Consider the following 20940-nt stretch of genomic DNA (forward strand, 5'->3'; position numbering starts at 1 on the left):
ATGTTTCATAAAAACGCCAATAGCCTAGAAAAAATGGATGAGGAAATTTTCTCGTTAACAAAAAAAGAACTAGCGAGACAAGAAGAAGGATTAGAATTAATTGCTTCTGAAAACTATACTTCACTTGCAGTAATGGAAGCACAAGGTTCAGTACTTACAAATAAGTATGCCGAAGGTTTACCTAACAAGCGCTACTACGGTGGGTGCGAAGTTGTTGACTCAGTTGAACAGCTTGCAATTAATCGTCTATGTGAATTGTTTGGATGTAAATTTGCAAACGTACAACCTCACTCAGGTTCAAGCGCAAATATGGCCGCATACTTTTCAATCATTGCTCCGGGAGACAAAATTCTTGGGATGGATCTATCAGAAGGTGGCCACCTAACTCACGGTTCACCGGTAAACTTCTCTGGAAAATATTTTGATGTGAAGTTTTATGGATTAAATCCTGAAACAGAAATGATTGATTACGATGATGTAAGAAGAGCTGCTAAAGAACACCAACCAAAGGTAATCGTAGCTGGTGCATCTGCATATCCAAGAACAATTGACTTCGCTAAGTTCAGAGAAATAGCTGATGAAGTTGGTGCTTACTTAATGGTTGATATGGCCCATATCGCTGGCCTTGTTGCTGCAGGCCTTCACCCTTCACCATTTCCTCACGCGCATATTGTAACGTCTACTACACATAAAACATTACGTGGACCACGTGGTGGTATTATCCTGACAAACGATGAAGAACTTGCAAAGAAGATAAACTTCAACGTTTTCCCGGGAATTCAAGGTGGACCTCTTGAGCACGTTATTGCTGCGAAAGCGGTATCTTTTAAAGAAGCTCTTGATCCACAATATAAGGAATATCAAAAGCAAGTTATTACAAACGCTCAAGCATTAGCTAAACAGCTAATTGAGCTAGGAATGGAAATTGTTTCAGGTGGTACAGATAATCATCTAATCCTTATGAAAACTGATCCAGCAGGCGTTACAGGTAAAGTTGCGGAAAAGGCTTTAGAAGAAGCAGGAATTACTTGTAATAAGAATATGATTCCAGGGGATACAAGATCTCCATTTGTAACAAGTGGGATTCGTCTCGGAACACCTGCACTTACAACTCGTGGAATGGGTGAAGAGCAGATGAAGCAAATAGGTACTTGGATTGTCGAGGCCCTAAAAAATGCAGAGAATGAAGCCGCTCTTAAGGACATCAAGTCGCAAGTTGAAAAGCTTTGCAAAGAATTTCCTGTCTACTAATTTCAATACTTTATAGAGGATAGTAGCCTACTATCCTCTAATATTAATAAAATTTCTTAAATTAGCCGATAACTAAATGAGATTTAGTTTGTGGGGATATTGTGAGGAATTTTCATTCGAAATTTATTTCAGTCATTTTAGTTTCAACTTTGTTATCGTCTTGTGCTTCTACTGTCGATCAAATAGAAATGGCCTATGATCAGTACTCTGCTGCAGTATCTCGCTATATCGCTTCAACAACACCAGACTACAATCCATCTAAGTTCAAGATCAGTAAAGAAGTTATCTATGAACTTCAGGAAGCCGTTGAAAAAAATCTTGTGTGGCGAATGGACTTTGCAAAAGCACAAAAGAAAAATAATCAGAGTTCTCTAAAATTTATTTCACCGTATTTTGATTCGAATCAAAAAATAACTTCTGAGCTAAATACTTTTTTAAAAAATATTTCGTGGGTAACAGATCCAACAACACGTTTTGAAATACGAACTAATCAAACGACACTAGTTGAACAAAGACGAGAAATATATTTTGAGGGAAAACGAAAGCTTAAAAGACAAGAAAGAGATATCGACTACGCAATCATTAATCCTTATGACATAAAAGGTGCCGAAATTATAAAGGCCATAAAAATTGGTTTTATCGCAAATATTGCAATCTATGAAAATCACTTACTATTAAAGAATAAAATTCGTGAAGCAATAAAAAGTGAAAAAGATATTACTCTTCAAAAAGAGCTTGAAAATTATCACAACAACCTTGTCAACAAGCTTGTTAAGTCCCCTTCTCATAGGAGACTAGCAAAGATGGCCGCAATTTATCGTGATATAAAAATATTTGAAGAAGTTAAAAATAAAACAAGAATTTCTTATTATATCAATCCACTTATTGAAGAGACGCTTGTCTATAATGAATTGATTAAGAGCTATAATAAAAAGAAAAGATGGAATGAAATTACTTCTTCACTTCAAAATACAATCTCATCGATGGCACTTAAAGATAAGACTTATTATGTAGGCTACTTTAATAAAGCTATCAAATTTGAAAATTTAACAGGTGGTCAAGTTACCTATTTAGGAAAAACAGAAAAAGACCATTTAGTTTATCAACTTAAACCAATGGACATTATTTTTACTCATAATAAGAATAGCTTTAATAACGCTGTCGTCGATCGCTTTTGGGATAATGTTGGAATCTGGATTGGTTCTTGGGATGAAATCGTTAAGCTTGGATTATCTAAGCATCCTCTCATTATTAAGTATCGTAATGAGATTCAATCTAAAAACCTCAACTTTATTACAACAACAAGAGAAGGCATCAAACTAAAAAGTATCGAATCGATCTATAATCAAGACGACCTTGCTGTAATTCGAAAAAGAAAATTATCTTATCATGAAACAACTCAAGGAATTGTTCTGGCCCTAAGTAATATAGGTAAGCCATATGATTACAAGATGGACCCTTCAGATACAAGTCGCATTTCATTTGCGCAGTTAGTCTTTGAATCCTTTCCTCAGATTAAGTGGGATAAGTCCCACATGTACAAACAAGAAGCTGTTGCTCCATATAAAATTACACAGCGCACAGGAGAACAACAAGACTTTTTCACGGTTCTTCTCTACCATGATGGAAACGAAGTAATGGAAGACCTTGAGGATAATTTCAGAAAGCTCTCTTCTCTTCAATAAATATTCACACCGTAAAAATGGGAATATGCAATGCATTCATATTATGCTAAAAATAGATATGTATTGCCCAAGTTGCCAAACACCTAACACAAAAGTTATTGATTCCAGACATCTGTCAGATGGACTTGCTGTTCGTCGTCGCAGGGCATGTCTAAATTGTGACTTTCGTTATACGACTTATGAGAAGCTTCAGCTTCAAGTTCCGGCACTTGTAAAGAATGACAAAAGACGAGAGCCATATAACCGCGAAAAAATTTCGAAAGGGATCAATAAGGCCTGTCAAAAAAGACCTTTAACTACGGCACAAATCAACCGATTAATTGATGATGTTGAGATGACTCTATCGCAAATGAACAATATCGAAGTTCCTGCGAAAATTGTTGGTGAAGTTGTTATGGAAAAGCTTTACGAGCTAGACCCTGTTGCCTACGTTAGATATGCTTCATTCTATTGGAACTTTAAAGACATCGATGGTTTCATCGAAAGTTTACAAAAGAGCATCGGTCAATTTGGAAATTTAAAAGAAAAGTTTTTATTAAATAAGGATTCAACTAGTGAAAAACCAAGCATTCAACAATAAGTCAGCAGCACGTCGTTTTGCTTTTAAATTTATCTACAAATTATTTTTAAAAGACTTCAAAACAGAACTTGAAGAATATAAAGATGATATTGGAAAGCTTAAGGCCGATATTGAAATGTTTGAAGAATCATACATGAAAGAAGACGAAGAGCACCATGATAATGATATCAACCCAAGCGTACAAAGCTTTGGTAATAAACTAATTACAGGTGTTATCAAGAACTTTCCTGAAATCAAAGAAACAGCATCAGCTTATATTCTAAAAAGAAGCTTTGATTCAGTAGATGCAATTGAAAGAGCAATTATTTGCCTTGGAACTTATGAGATTAAGTTTGAAGATACTCCAAATAATGCTGCAATCAATGAGTACATCAACCTTGTAAAGAGCTATGGGAAAGAAGAATCTAAAAGCTTTGTTAACGGAATCCTAGATAAGGTAAGTAAAGCACAATAAAATGGCACTAAAGCACGAACTCTTCACATTAATAAATGAAAAAGTTGGCGCAGTCATCTGTCTCTATGACGAGCAACAAGAAAGTTCTGCTCAAATCCTCGAGGCCATTAACCATCTCGTTGATGGCACACTAGAGGAAAGAATTTTAAAGTCTAAGAATAAAAATCTAATTAAAGATAGCTTAAGCCATTACTTCTTTTCAAAGAATTATGGTGAACAACTCAATATCATTTTCACTTCAATTCCTAATACACCTTCTCAAATTGAATTAAAGCAATTCATTGGTGTTTTAGATGCTCAGAAGAAAACTCATATCGAAGAGAAAGAGATCGTTGTGATAAAACCTAAAGGACATGCCTTTAAGTTTCATCACCCATCATTTCAGATTAATCATTTTGAATACTAGCGGATAACTACTGCCGCTTGAGAAATTTTAGACCAGAAACGTTTCTTCTCTTTTAAGTTACCGTTTGGCGCTTTTCTACCAGTAATCTTCTCTAATGTATCAGAGATTTCACTGTGAATATCAGAATATTTTTCTTTTTGAATCATTGATAGAAGAGGTTTCTTAGCTTTTTCGAACTTAAGATCACCTATTGTAGTAATAATTTCTTTTACAATATGGGCCCTCTTTGTTGACTTGAGTTTTTCATTGATATGATAGTTTCTCTTATCATATAGCATGGCCCAAATATTTGGAGCGAGGTCTGTAAGGTTTAACTTCTTAACATTCTCTAGTGCTTGATAGCGAACAATTAGAGAATTGTCTTTTAGAGATTGCTTATAAACATCCTTATAATCTGTTTGATTTAAAGCTAATAATGATTTTAGAGCGGCCATTCTCATAACCCAGTTAGGATGCTTCGCAAACTTAGAAATAAATGGAGCTGATTTCTTTCCCATAACTCTACCAAGTAAGAAAGTAGCCATCCAACGATTTTTCTCCGGATACTTTTCGTTCTTCATTACATTGATAAGTGCCGCTACTGACTTTCCTTTAAGCTTTAATACTTGCTGTTTAAGCTTATCCATTTCAGCAGACTTTAGATTGTACTTGAATTGTCTTTCTAGCTTCTGCGTTAAGACAGCTTGATGTGCCTTGTGATTAACAGCAGAGTACGAGTTAAAACTAACAATTAATGTTGCAATAAGAAGTAGTTTTTTCAAAAGACATCCTTGTCCAAATAAACTTATAAGATTTTAGTAATTAATTCTAACCTAGCATTTTCTCAAATTCACTTAAAAGTTCTTCTGCAGATTTTTGCTCAGCTGATTCATTATCAGGCGCTTTCTCAGCAGCAACATCGGCCACTGGCGCAGGAGCAGGTGCCTCTGCTTCTTCAATTGGTTCAGGGGCTGCATCCATTGTCGGTTCATCAAAAGATTCTTCGAAAACCTCAGGAGCTTCTTCCATCAGCGTCTCAGGTTCAGGAATTTCAACTGGCTCTGGTGCTTCGACTGGCTCTTCCTCAGGAGAAGTAAATTCATCTGGCTCAGGAGAAAGATCAACCTCAGGTTCGGCTTCTGGAGTTAAGTCAATCTCAGGCTCTGAAGGCTCAGAAGGTTCAGTAGGCTCTTGCATTACTGGAGCTGCTCCAGAATCCGCTAATTGCGCTTTAAGTTGTTCATTTTCTTGCTTAAACTTTCTAAGGTCAGCAAGATCACCTTCAATCATTTCATATTCTTTAAGTCTAGCTTGAAGCTCATCTCTTTCAGAAGCTAGAGCTGATACTTCAGCACTACTATCACCGGCCGTGGCACTAGCAGTTTTTAAAGTTTCAACTTGTGCTTTTAACTGTGCAATTTCAGAATTTAGATTTGTTATAATTTGAGCTGAATCAGAATTAGAACCCGATTGCTCTACAACATTAAGTTGTGCTTCAAGGTCTCTAATTAGAGAATCCTTATTTGCAATTTGTCCATTAAGTGCAGCAATTTCTGCATTCTTACTTGCAAGCTGTGCACCATCAACATTACCTGTTGGAAGACTTCCTCCAGGAACTACAGAAGGAATCCCCTCTCCTGTATCTAATCCACCGCCTCTAAAAAGAGATGACTTAAGAGCATTCGAGTTTTGAATAACTGAGTCTAGATAGCTCTTTAGAACATTTGCTGGAATTTGATGTTGTAACTCCTGCATACGTTTTCTTGTATAAAACCAATAAACGACGATGATACAAATTAAAAGTATAAGAATAGAGAATAAAATATAAAAAACGTTGTCACTAACGTACATCATTTCTCTTGATAATCTCGTGATAGAATTCGTCACTTTTTAATCCTTTTAATATATAAACCTTTGATTATTTTAACATAATCAGCGCTATTTAAAAGATATGAAAAAATAGCAAAAATGAACCTATAAAGTAGGTGTTTGGCCGAGCTTTTTAATCAGAAACCATTTCATTTAGTTTCTCATAAAGGGGATTTCTGCCCACAATAATTGTCTCTGAGAAGATATTATGATCATGACCATTATACTCTGTTACTTTTGCACCAGCTTCTGAACAAATTATTTTTCCAGCGGCTACGTCCCATGGGGCCAGCCCCTTCTCCCAAAAGCCATCAAAGATTCCACGGGCCACATAACAAAGATCGATGGCCGCTGAACCAAGTCTGCGAACAGCAGAGATATTAACCATGACTTTTTTAAATTTTTTGAACTCATCATTAAATGGCTTTCCCTTCTCTGTGGCAAAGCCTGTTGCTAATAGAAAACCACGATCTCTTGAGCGCGTTTTTTTTAGTTGAGTCTTTTCTTTGCCCTTCATAAGATATGCTCCATTGCCTTTTGTAGCACAATAAAACTCACCTTTTTCAGGGATGTAAATTACCCCAACGACCGGTTGAAGTTTATAAGTTAGCGAAAGACAAACACAGTAATGTTCCAGGCCGTGGACAAAATTATTTGTACCATCAAGGGGGTCAATAACCCAAAGGTAGTCGCTATCTTGATATTCCTTAAGATGCTTATAATCACCTTGGTACTTGTGATAGAAGTCTTCTTCGGCCAATACAGGAATATCTGAATGTAGTTTATAGAGCTGATCTATAATATATCCCTCAGAAGCATGATCTGCTGCTGAGACTGCGCCTTGAGCATCTTTATAACTAATCGATAAATTTGAAAGATCTTTTTGATAAGGTTTTAAAATTCTTCCAGCTCCACGAGCAATTCTAATCAACTCACCTTCAATGGCAATAAGTTCACTCTTAGTAATCTTCTTCATCCTGTCTCTTTCTAATTACGGCCTCTAAATCACTTTCAGATAATGGCTCATTACTTGCGACTGTATAATTTTCAGTAAGCCACATTCCCAAATCAACCATTTTACATTTCTCACTACAAAATGGACGAAATTCACTTGAATAATAATTAAACTCTTTTGAGCATTCAGGGCATTTAACCTTCAACACTTTTGTCACCAAATTTCTCCGTAAAACTCGTTAACTAACTTCTTAATTTGTGTATCTTCATTATAAGCTACTTCATCTATACTTGAAATATGCCTTATGCCATTAAATGAACTTGTAGAAAAACAACTTTCAAATTCATGTAGTTCTGCTGCATGAACGCGCATCTCTTTTAGCGGACGTCCTAATTTCTCTAGCATAAACTTAATTCTCTCAAGGGAAATTCCATCAAGAACACCAAACTCAGCAATGGGAGTAATATACTCATCCCCTCTCTTAAAAATAATATTAGCTGTAGGTAGCTCTAATATATATGATTCAGAATCAAGCAAGAGAACGTCATCATAACCTTGGGCCAAACACTCTTTTCTCAATTGAAATTGAAATTGGTAATTACTGCGCTTTAAAAAGTCGGGAAAGTTTCGATCAGGATAGTAGCAACGAGACATAATCTTTAAGGCACTCGTTAATTGCAATTTTTCTACCGCCCAAATCCAATATTGAATTTTTCCAGATAGTTCACGATAGAATGTAATTCTTAGATAAGCATGAGCAATAGAAGTAAACTCATCAAGAATTTTAGCTGTGGCCAATTGGACTTCATCAATTAAAGATTTACTAAAATCATTAGGCCAACAATATTGAAAAGACTTCTCTAATCTTTCACGATGCTGATCCCAAAAAATCGCCTTTCCCTCTTTAACAAGTATTGTTGTAAAAAAAGAATTCCCCCAGAGATTTCCCTCATTAATTAATGCATCACGTGCTGTTAAGCCTTTTTTAGAAAAATAGATTACTTCCTGTGCCATAACTTCCCTTATTGTTTCAATCCATGATATCTAATTTTTATGATGAAAAATAGTAGCGATAATATTTCTAATGATATTTTAATTATTGGCTTTGGCTCTCAAGCAAAATCATGGTCACTTAACCTAAGAGATTCTGCTCGATCAGTCACTATAGGCTTGCGCCAAGGTAGCAGCTCAATCGCCCTTGCAAATAAGATGGGGTTTCCAACAATTGATATCAATAATTCGAAAATTGCTAACTATGAATTTATCATCATCCTAACACCAGATGATACACATGAAGAAATCTTAACTTCTCTTCAATTCTCTGATACGAATTTTAAGCAAAGATTAGTTTACGGTCATGGCTATAGTGTTATGTACCAAGACCTACGATCAAAGCTTCCTTCACATGAGCACTTTCTCTTGGCGCCTAAAGCTATTGCAAGTGAACTACGCTTTGGTTACGAAACAAATGCGCCCTTAACTGCTGTTGTTAATTGTGAAGATGAGAAACTTCTAAAGCTATCAAAAGATTTAGGCATTAGTGTTGGCCCAATTGTCGCAAGCTTCGAAGAAGAAACTATTTGTGATCTCTTTTCTGAGCAATCAATCCTATGCTCAGTCATTCCCCAAGCTGCAAGGCTGTCATTTGAAACCCTGATTGCAAAAGGTCACACTCCAGAGATTGCTTATATCGAATGTTGGCATGAGGTTAAACTCATAGCTGACGCCATGATAAAATTTGGCCCAACCGAGTTTATGAAGCTCATCTCTCCAAATGCCTTTATGGGTGGAGAAATGGCCAAGTCACTGATTTTTGATGATGAGTATCAGAACAAGCTCAATAAAATCTATAAAAATATCGAAAATGGCTCTTTTGCCCGTGAAATTCTTCATACTGATTTCCAAAAGCAGCTCTCTCAGGTTATAAGTGAGTGGAATAACTTAGAAATCACCAAGGTTTATAATAGCTTTGGAAAGAAATTGGTTCATGGGAATGAAGAAGCTAACAACTCGCAAAATTAGAAAATCAAAACTTTCTGCAACAGGAAAGTCACTACAAGTTCTTACTTGTTACGATTATCAAACAGCTCAAATGTTAAATGAAACTGAGCTTGATATGATTCTTGTGGGCGACAGCCTTGGTAATGTTGTTCTTGGTTATGATACGACTGTTCAAGTTAGCCTAACAGAAATGTCCATTTTTGGTGCAGCAGTAAGAAGAGGTGCTCCAAATAAATTTGTTATTGTTGATATGCCTTTTGGTTCATATACAACTTTTGATAAGGCCCTTGAAAATGCCACAAAGCTATTTCAAGAAACTCAAGCTGAAGCACTTAAGCTTGAAGGTGCCTACCCTCACCAATTAGATATCATCAAAAGACTTACTCAATCAGGGATTCCTGTTATGGGCCATATTGGTCTAACGCCTCAAAGCGTTCATGAGCAAGGTGGTTACTATACACACGGTAAGGATGATTCGGATAAAGCAAGACTACTTGCCGAAGCAAAACTTTTAGAAGAAGCTGGTTGTTTTTCAATTGTTCTTGAATGTGTCACTGATGAGATTGCGACAATTATTACAAGAGAGCTTTCAATTCCTACAATTGGAATTGGAGCCGGAAAGAATACAGATGGACAAGTTCTTGTGATTAATGATCTCTTGAAGATGGGACCTGGAAAGTATCCAAATTTTTGTAAGCCAATTGCTAACTTCTACGAACAAAAACTAAAACTAATTAGTGAATATATTCTTAAAAGTAAAAAAGCGGATAATTCAGACGATGCAGACCTACACCATTGATAGTGGAAACACTTTCTTAAAAATAGGTGTTTTTAAAGATAGCATTCTAAGAGATGTTAAAAAATTAAATATCTCAAATTTTAGTTTTAAATTTGAAGAGAGTGCTCCAATTATCTATTCTAATGTCTCAAAAGAAATAACAGACTTACTGCCAGAAAGAGCAGAGAATGCGAATGATCTTATTAGGGATTTTAAAACGACTTACGATCCAAATAAGCTAGGTATTGATCGCAAGGTAATTTCCCATTACCTACAAAAGAATTTTCCGAACGAAAAACTTCTACTCGTCGATACAGGAAGCTTCATCACATTCGATGAAATTGATCATGGAAAACATCTTGGTGGCCCGATCTTTTTAGGACTGGCAAATTACTTAAAATCATACCCAGAATTTTCAGCGAATCTTCCCCTACTAAGTGAAATCGATATAAATGATATGACTAATACAGAACAGGCCATCTCACATGCCTACATGGCCTATCTTGAGATGATAATTTCCCAAGTGAGAAAATATAATCAACACAGAGTCATTTTAACTGGTGGTGATTCTCATAAATTAAAAGATTGTGGTGAAATCCAGAGCGAACTAATTCATCATGCTCTCTTAAGTCTACTTTAACCTACAAAGTTCTTTTTAAAATTTGCTGGAATTTCGATAGCGCGATACTTCTTGCCATTAGAAAGTCGTAGCCAATAACCTTCCTTAACATCACCTTCAATAACGATATTAATTGGCTTCATTGACACGATATGATCGTAATTTATGTAGATTAGTTCTAGTGTATCTCCCAGTGCTTGTACGTCACGTTGTGAGATGATTGAGAACTTACCAAATTTCATAAACTTACCTTTGTTACTTATTACACAGGCCTTCCGAATACCTTCAGATATTTCAAATTCAATGGCCTAAATCCTTAAAAACATATATAAGATAGACACATAGTATTAACAACCAGAAAGTTAAATATATGAAAATATTAGTAGGTGTATGTGGCTCAGTTTCCGCTTATAAATCAATTGAGTTTGTAAGAGGGCTGGTAAAGAAAGGTCACGAGGTAAAGGTTATTTTAACAAGTGGAGCAACGAAATTTGTTCATGCTGACCTCTATACTTACCTTGGTGCCGCCCAAGTCTATAGCGCGCAATCTGACTTTAGTGGAAGTGTCGAAACAAAATCTGTTCTTCATATTGAGCTAGCAAAGTGGGCAGACTCACTTCATATTTATCCGGCCAGTGCTAATACAATTGCCAATCTTGCCATGGGTAAGGCCGATGATCTACTAACATCAATCTTTTTAGCAGGATGGGATAAGTTTCAAACGATTATTTATCCTGCCATGAATACGTCAATGTGGACGAATCCAATCACTCAAGAAAATATTGACCTACTTGAGAGGCTGAATAAGCAAAGTAATATCTTTATCTACCCACCAGCTTCTGGTGAACTCGCATGTGGTGATGTCGGTGCGGGAAAAATTCCAGCAGTTGAAGAGGTCCTGGCCAATTTTGATGCTATCAACCCATCAATAAATGAATCATCAAAACGAGTTGTTATTACAGCGGGAGCAACTGTTGCTCCAATTGATCCTGTACGTTTTGTAACAAATCCATCATCTGGTAAAACAGGTTATGAAATTGCAAAAGAATCTCTTCGCTTAGGATATCAAACGACAATTCTACTAGGACAAAACTCATGTCCAGAATTTCAATTTTTAAAAAGCCTTCCAGGAGTTAAAATCATTTCAGTTCGCACAACGGATGAAATGTATGAAGCAGTTCTTGCGCTTGAAAATCAATTTGATACTTATATTTCAACGGCCGCCATTAGTGATCTAAAATTTAAGACAGCAGAAGGTAAACTAAAGAAGGAAGCCCTATCTTCTAGTTTAGAATTTGAAAAGGCCCAAGATGTTCTTGCTCATGTTGTTGCCAATAAGTTAGAGAATCAAATTATTGTCGGATTTGCTGCTGAAACAGATCTTTCTAAAGAAGTCTTAGAATCAAAATATAATCGTAAGCCAACGAAACTCTTAATCGGAACTCATGTCGACAGTGGCCTTTGTAAGAGTTCACGAAAGGGCTTTGGTAATAATGAAGCTTACTACACAATCCTTAACGATGGCGTAATTGCCTTTACTGGTGAGCTATCAAAAATCGAGTTAGCAAAAGAAATATTTAAAAGGATTAAAGCTTGAAGTTAATTCAAACGCGATCAGATTTAATTGCAGCAATGAAAGAAGTCTCACACGACTCTCTTGGCCTTGTTGCAACAATGGGAAATCTACACGCAGGTCACATGAGCCTTCTAACAAACGCTCTTGAAACCTGTGATAAAGTTGTTGTCACAATCTTTGTAAACCCAAAGCAATTTGGAGAAAATGAAGATCTGGATAGCTACCCTCGAACACCAGAACAAGACCTTGACCTAATCAAGGAAACGGCAGGTAATCGTGCCGCTGATATATTGGTTTTCCTACCAAAAGATAATAGTGAAGTTTATCCAGCAGGCTTTAACACGACGGTATCAGTTGATGGTATTACGCAAAAGCTATGTGGACAAAGTCGTCCGACGCACTTTAGTGGTGTGACAACTGTTGTTTATCAACTCTTCACACTAATTAAACCAAGCCAGGCTTTCTTTGGTCAGAAAGATTATCAACAAGTTTGTGTCATTAGAAAAATGGCCCATGACTTAAATCTTGAACTTGAAATTAAAACAGTGCCAATTAAACGCGAAGAAAGTGGCCTTGCCCTTTCATCACGAAATGGCTACCTGACAAGTGAAGAAAAAGAATTTGCTCTTATTCTTCCAAATAAATTAAATGAACTAGAAAATCTTCTAGCAAGAACGACATGGGTTGAAGCACAGGCTCAGCTTAACGAAATCCTTGAGGAAACTTTAAAAGACTCAAATTGGGATTATCTTGAAGTACTTGATAGTACAAATTTAGAAGATGTTGAATCAAATACAAAAGAAGTTGTTATCGCTGGTGCATACTTTGTAGGAAGTAAACCTACTCGCCTTATCGATAACAGATTAGTGGAAATTACTTATGCTTGATAATGAATTTTTTATTTCACGTGAGGCAAAGGCCTCTCTTGTTTCTTTAGTTTGTCCAAAGTTTAAAGAACATGCGACAGAAAAAGACACTCTCCGTTCACTTGGAGAGCTTAGAGAACTAATGCGAACATTAGATATTGAAACAGGTGAACAGTATATTCAAAATAAGAAGACTGTTGATCCTGGAACAATCTTAGGAACAGGAAAGCTTGAAGAAATCGCAATGGATGCAAAAGCTGAAGGCTCGACTCTTCTTGTTTTTGACTGCGAGCTTACATCTTCACAAATTAGAAATATCAAAAAGCTAACAGGAATGTCGGTTGTTGACCGTTGCCATATTATTCTTGAGATCTTCTCTGAGCACGCCCGTACAAAAGAAGCACGTATTCAAATTGAAATCTCACGTCTACAATATATCCTTCCTCGCCTGGCCGGTTTCTGGTCTCACCTTGGCCGTCAAAAAGGTGGTATTGGTGTCCGTGGTGGAGAGGGTGAACAGCAGATCGAGCTTGACCGTCGTATCATTCGCGAGCGTATCGAGTTCTATAAGAAAGAGCTTAAAGAGGTTGAAAAATCTCGTATTGAGCAAAAGAAGAAACGCTCAAAGAAGGCAATTACAACGGCCCTTGTTGGTTATACAAATGCTGGGAAGTCGTCTCTTATGAATCGTCTTTGCCGCGTAAACGTCTTAGAAGAAGATAAGCTATTTGCGACTCTTGATTCGACATTTAGGATGTTAAACCCAGATACAAAGCCGCCGATGATCCTTATTGATACGGTAGGTTTCTTATCAAACCTTCCAAACACTCTTATTGATGGTTTCAAGACAACTCTTGAATCTGCCCTAGAAGCGGACCTTCTAATAATCGCTTGTGATATTAGTGATCCTAATTACGAAAAGCATCTTGAAGTTACAAATAATGTACTAAGTGAACTTGGACTTGCTGATAAAGAGCGCTTCATTGTCTTCAATAAGAAAGATAAGTTAAATGATAAGATTACTGAAACTATCATCAAGAGAAAACATCCTAATAGCTTTGTGATCTCTAGTTTTAATACTGATGAAATTGATAACCTTCGTGAATACATCGTTAACTTCTTTTTAGAAAAGCAGAATAATTACGATCTCTTTATTCCATATGATGCAGGGGCCGCACACTCAATTGTGGTTTCAAAAACAAACGTCATTAAAACAAGTAATCACGAAAAAGGGATCTACTATCAAGTTAGAGTACCTGACTTTATTTATAATCCATTAGGGTTACAAAAGTTTGAGCTCGGACCTCACGATCCCCTTCTAGACGAACTAGACGAAGTCTAAGTAAAAAATTAAATTTAAATTTTACTATTCCGATGAGCGAGTATGAACAAAATCATACTCGCAACACTTCTATCTACGCTATCTTGGTCTGCCTTTTCAGCAGTTAAAACAATCGACGTTGAAGCTTATTTTAAAACAGATATGGACTTCATGTTCTCAATCAAAAATAAGAACTACGATAAGGTCATTCTCGACTGTCAGGGTTTTATCAATGGCCTAAACCTATATAGCACACGTGGACACGATATTTTCACTCTTCCAGGATATGGACATTGCATGGCCATCCACAATGAAATCATTAAGAATATCAAAGATGAGAAAAGTTCTTGTTTAGTATTAAATGATAAGGAAGGGCAAATACTAGTTCTGGACAGCAAGTGCCCAGAACAGAAGTAGAAGTCTTAAGAGATTCTCTTAATTAGGTGGTAACCAAATTGCGTGCGAACGATTGGAGAGAGCTCTCCAACTTCTAGTGCAAACGCAGCTTTTTCAAATGGTGCCACCATCATCCCTTTTCCAAACTCTCCAAGGTCTCCACCTTGTTGCCCAGAAGGACAATTAGAAAAATCTTTTGCAAGTTCTTCAAAAGTTTTTCCATCTTCAAGCTTTTTTAATAAATCTTTCGCTTCATATTCTTGATCAACAAGAATGTGAGCACAACGAATCTTAGACATAGTTTTTCCTTTGAATATATTTTTTAAGAATGAAATCGCCAATAGTATGTTCCTATGATTACGAGAATTATAATGGCAAGGCCAAGATACATGTAAAACTCATCCCTCTCCATTAAAATCTCCACAAATACGATCGAGGTTAGAAAGTAAATTTGCAATATCTAACGGTGCCTCTATAACACGCTGAGCACCCTCTTCACTCTTCGTCACAAGTTGAACAACAGGGATATTTTGGCAAAACTCTGATTCGATTTTTCCAATTGTATCGGCCGTGATTGTCGAAAGATCCACGAGGATGACTTCAGGCACAATATCTCTGATAAAATGAAAGGCCTCTTCTTCATTAGATAGCGTGAAGAAATCTCCACCGACTTCCCTACCTAAGGCCTCGATAGCAGTTATCATCATTTGGTTATTAGATAAAAAGAATAGTTTTTTAATTTTCACGATTAAGCCTTCGTATGTTACATTTAATCAATAAGAGTAATGGGAGTCCACATGTCTAGCCGCATTAAAATTATTGATAACCTATCCAATTCTACCTTATATGAGTTTTCAATGGAAGACGCAGATCGTGCTTATCAAAAATCTGAAGAGCTGGAAGAAATGGGCCTTGATATTAAGCTAGTTATCCCTTCAGTCTCGCAAACTCTTATTGAATCTCTCGGTGCCTCAAGTGAAACAGTTGAAAAGCTTAAGGAAATGCTGGATGAAGAAATTGCCTCTCATATCGATGAAGAAGATGGAGGGTGCTCAATTTGTCTTCCAGATGGAAAGGTTCATCAATAAATTAAGATCAAAGTTCTTCATTGAGAAGAGCTTCCATCTTCTTTGTATTCTCTTGAAGAGATTTTAAAGATTCCATTGCCTTTTGAAGTTCAGGATTATTTTTTACGGCCTTACTAATATCTTCTTGTGACAGTGATTGACCAGTTTTCTGGGCCGCTTCGTTAATTGATTCCTCAAAGACCTTATCGTAATCAGTCTTTTTCGAAAGATCGTTATTTACTGACTCTTGACTAGATTCACTCTCACTAGGGTTTGAATCTGAACCACTACTTGTTTCTGCAGTTGAGGAACTCGAAGAAGTACTCATAAAAGGTATCTTTGGTAAATATATTCCACCCAGAACCCCGCAGTCCTCTACTCGATTTGAATCATTCACAAATAGATCAACCTCAAATCGCTTAATAATCGTCTTCCCACCATAAGCGTTATTATTCATACGATTAAGTTCTAAATTTAATTTTAATTCCGCACGGTGAAAGTCTTGTCCTTCTACTTTGTTCACATAGAAGTTCGAAATATACATTGAAGAAAGAACGAAATTCGTTCCGTTAACCTTATCTCCTATCGTGTACTTTGCCTTACCATCAGCTCTAACTATCTCTTCAAGAATGAGATCATTCTCTATCACCCCAAGCTTTCCTAGAGACCTTTTACAGATCCCAGGCTTTGCCATATAGGCCTTAATTGCATTAGCGTAGTTATTTAGCTCTGTTTGATTAATTGCAGTCTTTGTCGACTTCATTTGAGTCTTCATGAAACGAGCGAATCCAAGTGCTATAATTGCTAAAAGGCCTGCTGCCATAACAATCTCAAGCAAGGTAAAGCCAGAGTTATTTTTTGTGATTTTGTGCATAAATATATTTTAACGGAGAACTGAGTTTGAAGAAAGAATAAATATAAATTCCATCCTGGGCATGCGTTCGCGGGCATAAAAAAGGCCACCCTAGGGGTGGCCTCGTATAATCAACTATTTAAGTAGTAGATTACTCGTCATTTCCAAGGTTGAAACCTTTAAGAACATCACCAAGAGTTGCAGACTTAACTACTTCTTGTTGCATTCCCTGAGTATCAGAGTTTAGAGCAGACTTCATAGAAAGAGCGATTTTCTTCGCATCTTTATCTAGAGAGATAACCATAGCTTTAACTACGTCACCTTTCTTAACTACGTCTTCTGGCTTCTCAACTCTATCTTCAGATAGTTCAGAAATGTGAACTAGACCTTCGATACCAGTTTCAAGTTCAACGAAAGCACCAAAATCAGTTACTCTAACGATTTGAGCTTCAACGATTGTACCAACTGGAAGTCTTGTTTCAATTTTCTTCCAAGGATCTTCTTTAAGTTGCTTAACACCTAGACAGAATTTTTGGTTTTCTTTATCAACTGAAACTACAGCAGCTTCAATCTCATCACCAACTTTGTAATCATCGTTTAGGTTGATATTTTTCTTAGTCCAAGAGAAATCAGATACGTGAATTAGAGCATCTACTTCTTCACCAAGGTCAACGAAGATACCAAATTCAACGATTGATTTAACTTTACCAGTAACTTTTGAACCTACAGGGAACTTAGCTTCTAGAGCATCCCATGGGTTTTCTTGAAGTTGCTTGATACCAAGAGAAATTCTCTTGTTTTCTACGTCTACTTCTAGAACCTGTGCTTCAACGATTTCACCTACAGTGAAGTGCTTAGTTGGGTTCTTGATAGAGTTTGTCCAAGACATTTCAGAAACGTGGATTAGACCTTCGATTCCGTCATCAAGCTCGATGAAGATACCGTAATCTTTAACAGATACGATTTCACCTTTAACTTTTGTTCCTGCAACATACTTATCTTGAGCAGCTTCCCAAGGGTTTTCTTGAACTTGCTTAAGACCAAGAGAAACTCTTTCTTTTTCTTTATCAAACTTAAGGATCTTAACTTCGATTTCGTCACCAAGAGTAAGGATATTTGATGGGTGCTTAACACGTCCCCATGACATATCAGTGATGTGTAGAAGACCGTCAATTCCACCTAGATCGATGAATGCACCGTAATCAGTGATGTTTTTAACGATACCTTTAACAACCATTCCTTCTTCAATTTGAGAAAGAACTTCACCACGTAGTTTACCTCTTTCTTCAGCAAGAATTGCTCTTCTTGAAAGAACGATGTTTCCACGTTTCTTGTTAAACTTGATAACTTTGAATTCCATCTTTTTACCGATGAATTTATCAAGGTTTCTAGTTGGTCTAACATCAATTTGTGAACCAGGTAAGAAAGCCTTAACACCGATATCAACAGATAGACCACCCTTAACTTTTGCTACAACTGTACCAGTAACTGGAGTACCGTCTTCACATGCTTCAGAAATTTTATCCCAAGCTTTAAGGATTTGAGCTTTGTCCATTGAAAGAACTAGGTTACCTAGGTGAGACTCTAGTTTATCAAGATAAACTTCAATTTCGTCACCAAGTGCAACTTTTAGAGAACCATCGTAGTTAGTGAATTCTCTTTTTGGAACAAGACCTTCTTGCTTGTATCCAATGTCAACAAGTACGTAATCTGGTGAGATGTTAACAATTTTACCTTTGAAAACTTCACCTTCTGTAAATGTTGGAGTTTCTGTCGAATCTAGTAGTTTCGAAAACTCTGTTTCATCTCTTGTCTCGATGTCTTCACCAAGAACAACTTCGTAACCTTGCATCCAAGATTGTTTTAGATTGTTTAAATCTGTCATAATTTACCTCATGGAAGGATTATTAACTGTGTCCAATCAATATTCCTTATATTTTTTGATTCTAAGGGAAACCCTTAGTGTAAATCTCTTCTACTGAAGACAACTTACAATTTTTTGATTTTGCGCATCTTAAGTTTTCTGGGGCCCTACGTCAACAATAAAAACTTATTAATTATAGAACCTTAGGCGTTTGTTCAGGTGCTTTTCGTACAGTTTAAATAGGTTATATTTATAACCATCAATACCGTGCTCATTCCATAGCTCATCACGGGACTTAAGACATGATTCCTTATACTTAGTATTATTTTGGACGATATCTTTAACTCTAGTCCTCAACTCACGTGCATCACCTTGACGGTAAGTCGCAAGAGAGCCGTGGTAGATTCGATGAAGTTCCTCCGTCGTAGCATTGCGCGGAACAGCAGTAGGAATTCCTTTAAGGATTGCCAGAAGTGCGTAGTCTTCAATTGGAGATTTTGACGTGTACGAAATCCAGATATCAGAGCGTACTTCATAAATATTATCGTGCTCATGAAATTCAACGTAATTTTCAAGTTTATACTCTGCAATTCTATCCTTTATCGGATTATAAAGGATATTTCTCTCCCACTTTCGATTTGAGAAGATATGCAGTTTAAATCTCTTAGGTAGCTCATTATCTAAATTCAAGGCCCATAAAGCCTCTAAGCAAACTGAGAGATCATTTAACTCAACTTCGTGATCATTAACCCAACAAGAAAGGTGAATTAAGTTTTCCTCATCAAAAGTATATTTTTTCTCAAAGTTAATCTTATCAACACCAAGGCCAGAAGAATAAATCTTACGTACAGGCACATCCATATGAGTATTAATTGAATCAATCATCTCTCTAAAAGGAATAAAGATCAGATCAATTCTTCCTATCAGGCGACGATACCAAAACTGTTTATAGAATTTACTCACTTCAAAATTAATCGTGAAAAAGAGTGCTGTTAAATTTCTCTTTCTTAAGAACGAGGCCAGCGGCCATAGGAAATTTAATTGATAGCAGTGAACGATATTAATATCGTAACGCTTTATTATTCCTCTAAGTTTTGAAAGCTTATACCAATTCCAAACTCTTAACTTAGTTGTACCTGTATGGAAAATACAATCGATCCCGGCCTTTTTACACTCTCTATGCAAGAACGAGTCTTTCAAGCAGTAAATGAAGATATTATGGCCAATTTCTTTTAACAAAATACTATCTCTTAAAAGCATGCGCTCCTTCGAACCTGAACTATAGGTTGGAGAAACATAAAGAATATTTTGTTGTTTTCTAAAAATATTAACCATTAACTTTACTTACCAGTATCCTTTCCCGCTTTATGAGAGATAAGCTCTCCTTTTACAGTTCCAATTTTAACCTTTGCAGAGAACTTAAGTACAGTCCTAGTTTCATCAGTTGAAATCCAAAAATTTATATCGCCAGATTTCTTTAGAACCCCAGGAAATTGTGTTTGGGCAGTTATCTTATAAGCTTGATAAGCTTTTCCCATAATAGTGATATCTTCTATTTCATCGACAGTCGCTTTTAAAAGCCACGCCTTACCTCTTGTAATAATTGGAAAATCAAAGCTTGTTCCAATCTTCATTGGAATACCGCGAATAAAATAAAGAGCGGAAAAAGAATCAGTAAAGTATCGTGGTAGAGAGTCTACTTTCTTAATCTTCTTTGTTTTTCCTTTCTTCAGACGATTATAAAAAAAGTAGGTCTTCAGTTCGTCATGATCAAATAGTTGAAGATCATCCACAACCTGTCCTGATTCACGCTGCTTCATTTCATACTTTAAAGAAGAGAATTTTCCATGGTCCGCATCGACATAAACATCAAGAGTATCTTTTAGCTTATAGATACCTTCAAAATATTCAGCAGATTCTAAAAGAGCATTTACATGAAGAACTTCTTTTTCTCCGATCAGTGCCATCGGTTGTGTTGTAATCGTTGCGATCCCCGCCTTAAAGATTGACCAAGTAATCTCATATTTGAATTCTTCACCAACAAAGAAGATCGGCTTATATGAATCCCAATATTTCTTTGATTCTTTATCAAATTTTAAAAATGCTTTTGGGTAATCTTCTTTTTCTTGAGGATTAGTTTTTACCTTTGGAGCCGCTTTAACAACAGGCTTAGCTTTAACAACTTTTTCTTTTTTCTTTGCAACTTTCTCAATCTCCTTCTCTTCAATTGAAGAAGAAAAGGGAGTCGATGTCGGAGCAGGCTCTTCGACTTCAGTCGTTTTAAACTTCTCTAAAGTCTTACTTTCCTCATCAGAGAAAATTTCCACTAGATCCATATCATCGCTATCACTTTTCATAAGTGCACCAGCACAACCAAAAAGTAATAAAGCCAAAAGACTTAAAGAAAAAATATTTCTCAC

Annotated in this window: 25 protein-coding genes; 13 read left to right on the top strand and 12 right to left on the bottom strand. The window is 36.4% G+C overall.

Features of this window, described 5'->3' with window-relative positions; all coding sequences use genetic code 11:
• From glyA to ACMAYS_RS12625, 5 genes are all read left to right on the top strand, one after another.
• Positions 1–1251 (top strand): serine hydroxymethyltransferase, encoded by a 1251-nt coding sequence (gene glyA, locus ACMAYS_RS12605; protein ID WP_103217824.1) that lies wholly within the window; start codon positions 1–3, stop codon positions 1249–1251.
• Between the two features lie 101 nt (positions 1252–1352).
• Positions 1353–2936: a YiiX/YebB-like N1pC/P60 family cysteine hydrolase gene (locus ACMAYS_RS12610; RefSeq protein ID WP_103217823.1), complete on the top strand. Its 1584-nt coding sequence runs from the start codon at positions 1353–1355 to the stop codon at positions 2934–2936.
• 43 nt (positions 2937–2979) lie between these two features.
• Positions 2980–3516: a transcriptional regulator NrdR gene (gene nrdR, locus ACMAYS_RS12615; RefSeq protein WP_021268241.1), complete on the top strand. Its 537-nt coding sequence runs from the start codon at positions 2980–2982 to the stop codon at positions 3514–3516.
• Entirely contained in the window at positions 3491–3970 is a 480-nt protein-coding gene (nusB, locus tag ACMAYS_RS12620; protein WP_158246856.1) for a transcription antitermination factor NusB, read from the top strand. Before nrdR ends, nusB begins: the two co-directional genes overlap by 26 nt.
• Before the next feature lies 1 nt (position 3971).
• Complete coding sequence (locus ACMAYS_RS12625) at positions 3972–4376, top strand: hypothetical protein (protein WP_103217821.1); 405 nt, start codon at positions 3972–3974, stop codon at positions 4374–4376.
• Here ACMAYS_RS12625 and ACMAYS_RS12630 read toward each other — a convergent pair.
• The 5 genes from ACMAYS_RS12630 to ACMAYS_RS12650 all read right to left on the bottom strand — a co-directional run bounded on the left by ACMAYS_RS12630 (position 4373) and on the right by ACMAYS_RS12650 (position 8193).
• Positions 4373–5137: a HEAT repeat domain-containing protein gene (locus tag ACMAYS_RS12630; protein ID WP_103217820.1), complete on the bottom strand. Its 765-nt coding sequence runs from the start codon at positions 5135–5137 to the stop codon at positions 4373–4375. The two genes, ACMAYS_RS12625 and ACMAYS_RS12630, sit on opposite strands and share 4 nt — an antisense overlap.
• A 46-nt stretch (positions 5138–5183) precedes the next feature.
• The gene (locus tag ACMAYS_RS12635; RefSeq protein ID WP_412463411.1) at positions 5184–6242 is read right to left on the bottom strand and encodes a hypothetical protein; all 1059 of its coding nucleotides are present in this window, start codon (positions 6240–6242) and stop codon (positions 5184–5186) included.
• A 115-nt stretch (positions 6243–6357) separates the two neighbouring features.
• The gene (locus ACMAYS_RS12640) at positions 6358–7200 is read right to left on the bottom strand and encodes an inositol monophosphatase family protein (RefSeq protein ID WP_103217818.1); all 843 of its coding nucleotides are present in this window, start codon (positions 7198–7200) and stop codon (positions 6358–6360) included.
• On the bottom strand, positions 7184–7387 hold the full coding sequence (locus ACMAYS_RS12645; protein ID WP_199177538.1) for a DNA gyrase inhibitor YacG: 204 nt from the start codon (positions 7385–7387) through the stop codon (positions 7184–7186). The genes ACMAYS_RS12640 and ACMAYS_RS12645 overlap by 17 nt, the downstream gene beginning before the upstream one ends.
• Positions 7388–7392: 5 nt before the next feature.
• Positions 7393–8193: an aminotransferase class IV gene (locus ACMAYS_RS12650; RefSeq protein WP_412463412.1), complete on the bottom strand. Its 801-nt coding sequence runs from the start codon at positions 8191–8193 to the stop codon at positions 7393–7395.
• Positions 8194–8232: 39 nt separating this feature from the next.
• On the opposite strand from ACMAYS_RS12650, the gene ACMAYS_RS12655 reads away from it, so the two are divergent.
• The 3 genes from ACMAYS_RS12655 to ACMAYS_RS12665 are packed head-to-tail and all read left to right on the top strand — an operon-like array spanning position 8233 to position 10598.
• A complete protein-coding gene (locus tag ACMAYS_RS12655; RefSeq protein ID WP_412463413.1) occupies positions 8233–9201 on the top strand; it encodes a hypothetical protein in 969 nt (322 codons plus the stop codon).
• Positions 9173–9979, top strand: coding sequence for a 3-methyl-2-oxobutanoate hydroxymethyltransferase (gene panB, locus ACMAYS_RS12660; RefSeq protein WP_103217993.1), 807 nt, complete (start codon positions 9173–9175; stop codon positions 9977–9979). The genes ACMAYS_RS12655 and panB overlap by 29 nt, the downstream gene beginning before the upstream one ends.
• Positions 9960–10598 (top strand): type III pantothenate kinase, encoded by a 639-nt coding sequence (locus ACMAYS_RS12665; RefSeq protein WP_412463414.1) that lies wholly within the window; start codon positions 9960–9962, stop codon positions 10596–10598. The genes panB and ACMAYS_RS12665 overlap by 20 nt, the downstream gene beginning before the upstream one ends.
• Here ACMAYS_RS12665 and ACMAYS_RS12670 read toward each other — a convergent pair.
• Positions 10595–10819 carry a hypothetical protein gene (locus ACMAYS_RS12670; RefSeq protein WP_103217813.1) on the bottom strand — a complete coding sequence of 75 codons (225 nt, stop codon included), beginning with the start codon at positions 10817–10819 and terminating at the stop codon, positions 10595–10597. The genes ACMAYS_RS12665 and ACMAYS_RS12670 overlap by 4 nt on opposite strands.
• Before the next feature lie 128 nt (positions 10820–10947).
• Between ACMAYS_RS12670 and coaBC the strand changes: the two genes are divergently transcribed.
• Genes coaBC through ACMAYS_RS12690 form a run of 4 tightly spaced genes read left to right on the top strand, consistent with a single transcriptional unit; the run spans position 10948 to position 14757 of the window.
• The gene (gene coaBC, locus ACMAYS_RS12675) at positions 10948–12174 is read left to right on the top strand and encodes a bifunctional phosphopantothenoylcysteine decarboxylase/phosphopantothenate--cysteine ligase CoaBC (RefSeq protein ID WP_412463415.1); all 1227 of its coding nucleotides are present in this window, start codon (positions 10948–10950) and stop codon (positions 12172–12174) included.
• The gene (panC, locus tag ACMAYS_RS12680; RefSeq protein ID WP_103217811.1) at positions 12171–13040 is read left to right on the top strand and encodes a pantoate--beta-alanine ligase; all 870 of its coding nucleotides are present in this window, start codon (positions 12171–12173) and stop codon (positions 13038–13040) included. The genes coaBC and panC overlap by 4 nt, the downstream gene beginning before the upstream one ends.
• A complete protein-coding gene (gene hflX / locus ACMAYS_RS12685) occupies positions 13033–14361 on the top strand; it encodes a GTPase HflX (RefSeq protein WP_103217810.1) in 1329 nt (442 codons plus the stop codon). The genes panC and hflX overlap by 8 nt, the downstream gene beginning before the upstream one ends.
• 42 nt (positions 14362–14403) lie before the next feature.
• Positions 14404–14757 carry a hypothetical protein gene (locus ACMAYS_RS12690; protein WP_103217809.1) on the top strand — a complete coding sequence of 118 codons (354 nt, stop codon included), beginning with the start codon at positions 14404–14406 and terminating at the stop codon, positions 14755–14757.
• A 5-nt stretch (positions 14758–14762) separates the two neighbouring features.
• Here ACMAYS_RS12690 and ACMAYS_RS12695 read toward each other — a convergent pair whose 3' ends face one another.
• Both ACMAYS_RS12695 and ACMAYS_RS12700 read right to left on the bottom strand, forming a co-directional pair.
• Positions 14763–15035: a peptidylprolyl isomerase gene (locus ACMAYS_RS12695; protein WP_103217808.1), complete on the bottom strand. Its 273-nt coding sequence runs from the start codon at positions 15033–15035 to the stop codon at positions 14763–14765.
• A gap of 99 nt (positions 15036–15134) precedes the next feature.
• Positions 15135–15482, bottom strand: a complete 348-nt coding sequence (locus tag ACMAYS_RS12700) for a hypothetical protein (RefSeq protein ID WP_412463416.1) — start codon at positions 15480–15482, stop codon at positions 15135–15137.
• A 51-nt stretch (positions 15483–15533) separates the two neighbouring features.
• On the opposite strand from ACMAYS_RS12700, the gene ACMAYS_RS12705 reads away from it, so the two are divergent.
• Entirely contained in the window at positions 15534–15824 is a 291-nt protein-coding gene (locus ACMAYS_RS12705) for a hypothetical protein (protein WP_146037837.1), read from the top strand.
• A gap of 7 nt (positions 15825–15831) precedes the next feature.
• Here the strand turns inward: ACMAYS_RS12705 and ACMAYS_RS12710 are convergent, their stop codons facing one another.
• From ACMAYS_RS12710 to ACMAYS_RS12725, 4 genes are all read right to left on the bottom strand, one after another.
• Positions 15832–16677, bottom strand: a complete 846-nt coding sequence (locus ACMAYS_RS12710; RefSeq protein ID WP_412463417.1) for a prepilin-type N-terminal cleavage/methylation domain-containing protein — start codon at positions 16675–16677, stop codon at positions 15832–15834.
• Between the two features lie 130 nt (positions 16678–16807).
• Positions 16808–18541, bottom strand: a complete 1734-nt coding sequence (locus ACMAYS_RS12715) for a 30S ribosomal protein S1 (RefSeq protein WP_103217804.1) — start codon at positions 18539–18541, stop codon at positions 16808–16810.
• Between the two features lie 168 nt (positions 18542–18709).
• Entirely contained in the window at positions 18710–19855 is a 1146-nt protein-coding gene (locus tag ACMAYS_RS12720; RefSeq protein ID WP_103217803.1) for a hypothetical protein, read from the bottom strand.
• A 5-nt stretch (positions 19856–19860) separates the two neighbouring features.
• Positions 19861–20940, bottom strand: a complete 1080-nt coding sequence (locus ACMAYS_RS12725) for a DUF3108 domain-containing protein (RefSeq protein WP_412463418.1) — start codon at positions 20938–20940, stop codon at positions 19861–19863.

This window comes from Halobacteriovorax sp. RT-2-6 (genome assembly GCF_047085025.1).
In the GTDB taxonomy this organism is placed as follows: Bacteria; Bdellovibrionota; Bacteriovoracia; order Bacteriovoracales; family Bacteriovoracaceae; genus Halobacteriovorax_A.

What these genes read in the sequence shown, in the direction of transcription:
- glyA (WP_103217824.1), top strand. Translation starts at nt 1, where the DNA reads ATGTTTCATAAAAACGCCAATAGCCTAGAAAAAATGGATGAGGAAATT.
- nrdR (WP_021268241.1), top strand. Translation starts at nt 2,980, where the DNA reads ATGCTAAAAATAGATATGTATTGCCCAAGTTGCCAAACACCTAACACA.
- ACMAYS_RS12625 (WP_103217821.1), top strand. Translation starts at nt 3,972, where the DNA reads ATGGCACTAAAGCACGAACTCTTCACATTAATAAATGAAAAAGTTGGC.
- ACMAYS_RS12640 (WP_103217818.1), bottom strand. Translation starts at nt 7,200, where the DNA reads ATGAAGAAGATTACTAAGAGTGAACTTATTGCCATTGAAGGTGAGTTG.
- ACMAYS_RS12650 (WP_412463412.1), bottom strand. Translation starts at nt 8,193, where the DNA reads ATGGCACAGGAAGTAATCTATTTTTCTAAAAAAGGCTTAACAGCACGT.
- ACMAYS_RS12655 (WP_412463413.1), top strand. Translation starts at nt 8,233, where the DNA reads ATGATGAAAAATAGTAGCGATAATATTTCTAATGATATTTTAATTATT.
- panB (WP_103217993.1), top strand. Translation starts at nt 9,173, where the DNA reads ATGAAGAAGCTAACAACTCGCAAAATTAGAAAATCAAAACTTTCTGCA.
- ACMAYS_RS12665 (WP_412463414.1), top strand. Translation starts at nt 9,960, where the DNA reads ATGCAGACCTACACCATTGATAGTGGAAACACTTTCTTAAAAATAGGT.
- ACMAYS_RS12670 (WP_103217813.1), bottom strand. Translation starts at nt 10,819, where the DNA reads ATGAAATTTGGTAAGTTCTCAATCATCTCACAACGTGACGTACAAGCA.
- coaBC (WP_412463415.1), top strand. Translation starts at nt 10,948, where the DNA reads ATGAAAATATTAGTAGGTGTATGTGGCTCAGTTTCCGCTTATAAATCA.
- hflX (WP_103217810.1), top strand. Translation starts at nt 13,033, where the DNA reads ATGCTTGATAATGAATTTTTTATTTCACGTGAGGCAAAGGCCTCTCTT.
- ACMAYS_RS12690 (WP_103217809.1), top strand. Translation starts at nt 14,404, where the DNA reads ATGAACAAAATCATACTCGCAACACTTCTATCTACGCTATCTTGGTCT.
- ACMAYS_RS12695 (WP_103217808.1), bottom strand. Translation starts at nt 15,035, where the DNA reads ATGTCTAAGATTCGTTGTGCTCACATTCTTGTTGATCAAGAATATGAA.
- ACMAYS_RS12705 (WP_146037837.1), top strand. Translation starts at nt 15,534, where the DNA reads ATGTCTAGCCGCATTAAAATTATTGATAACCTATCCAATTCTACCTTA.
- ACMAYS_RS12710 (WP_412463417.1), bottom strand. Translation starts at nt 16,677, where the DNA reads ATGCACAAAATCACAAAAAATAACTCTGGCTTTACCTTGCTTGAGATT.
- ACMAYS_RS12715 (WP_103217804.1), bottom strand. Translation starts at nt 18,541, where the DNA reads ATGACAGATTTAAACAATCTAAAACAATCTTGGATGCAAGGTTACGAA.
- ACMAYS_RS12720 (WP_103217803.1), bottom strand. Translation starts at nt 19,855, where the DNA reads ATGGTTAATATTTTTAGAAAACAACAAAATATTCTTTATGTTTCTCCA.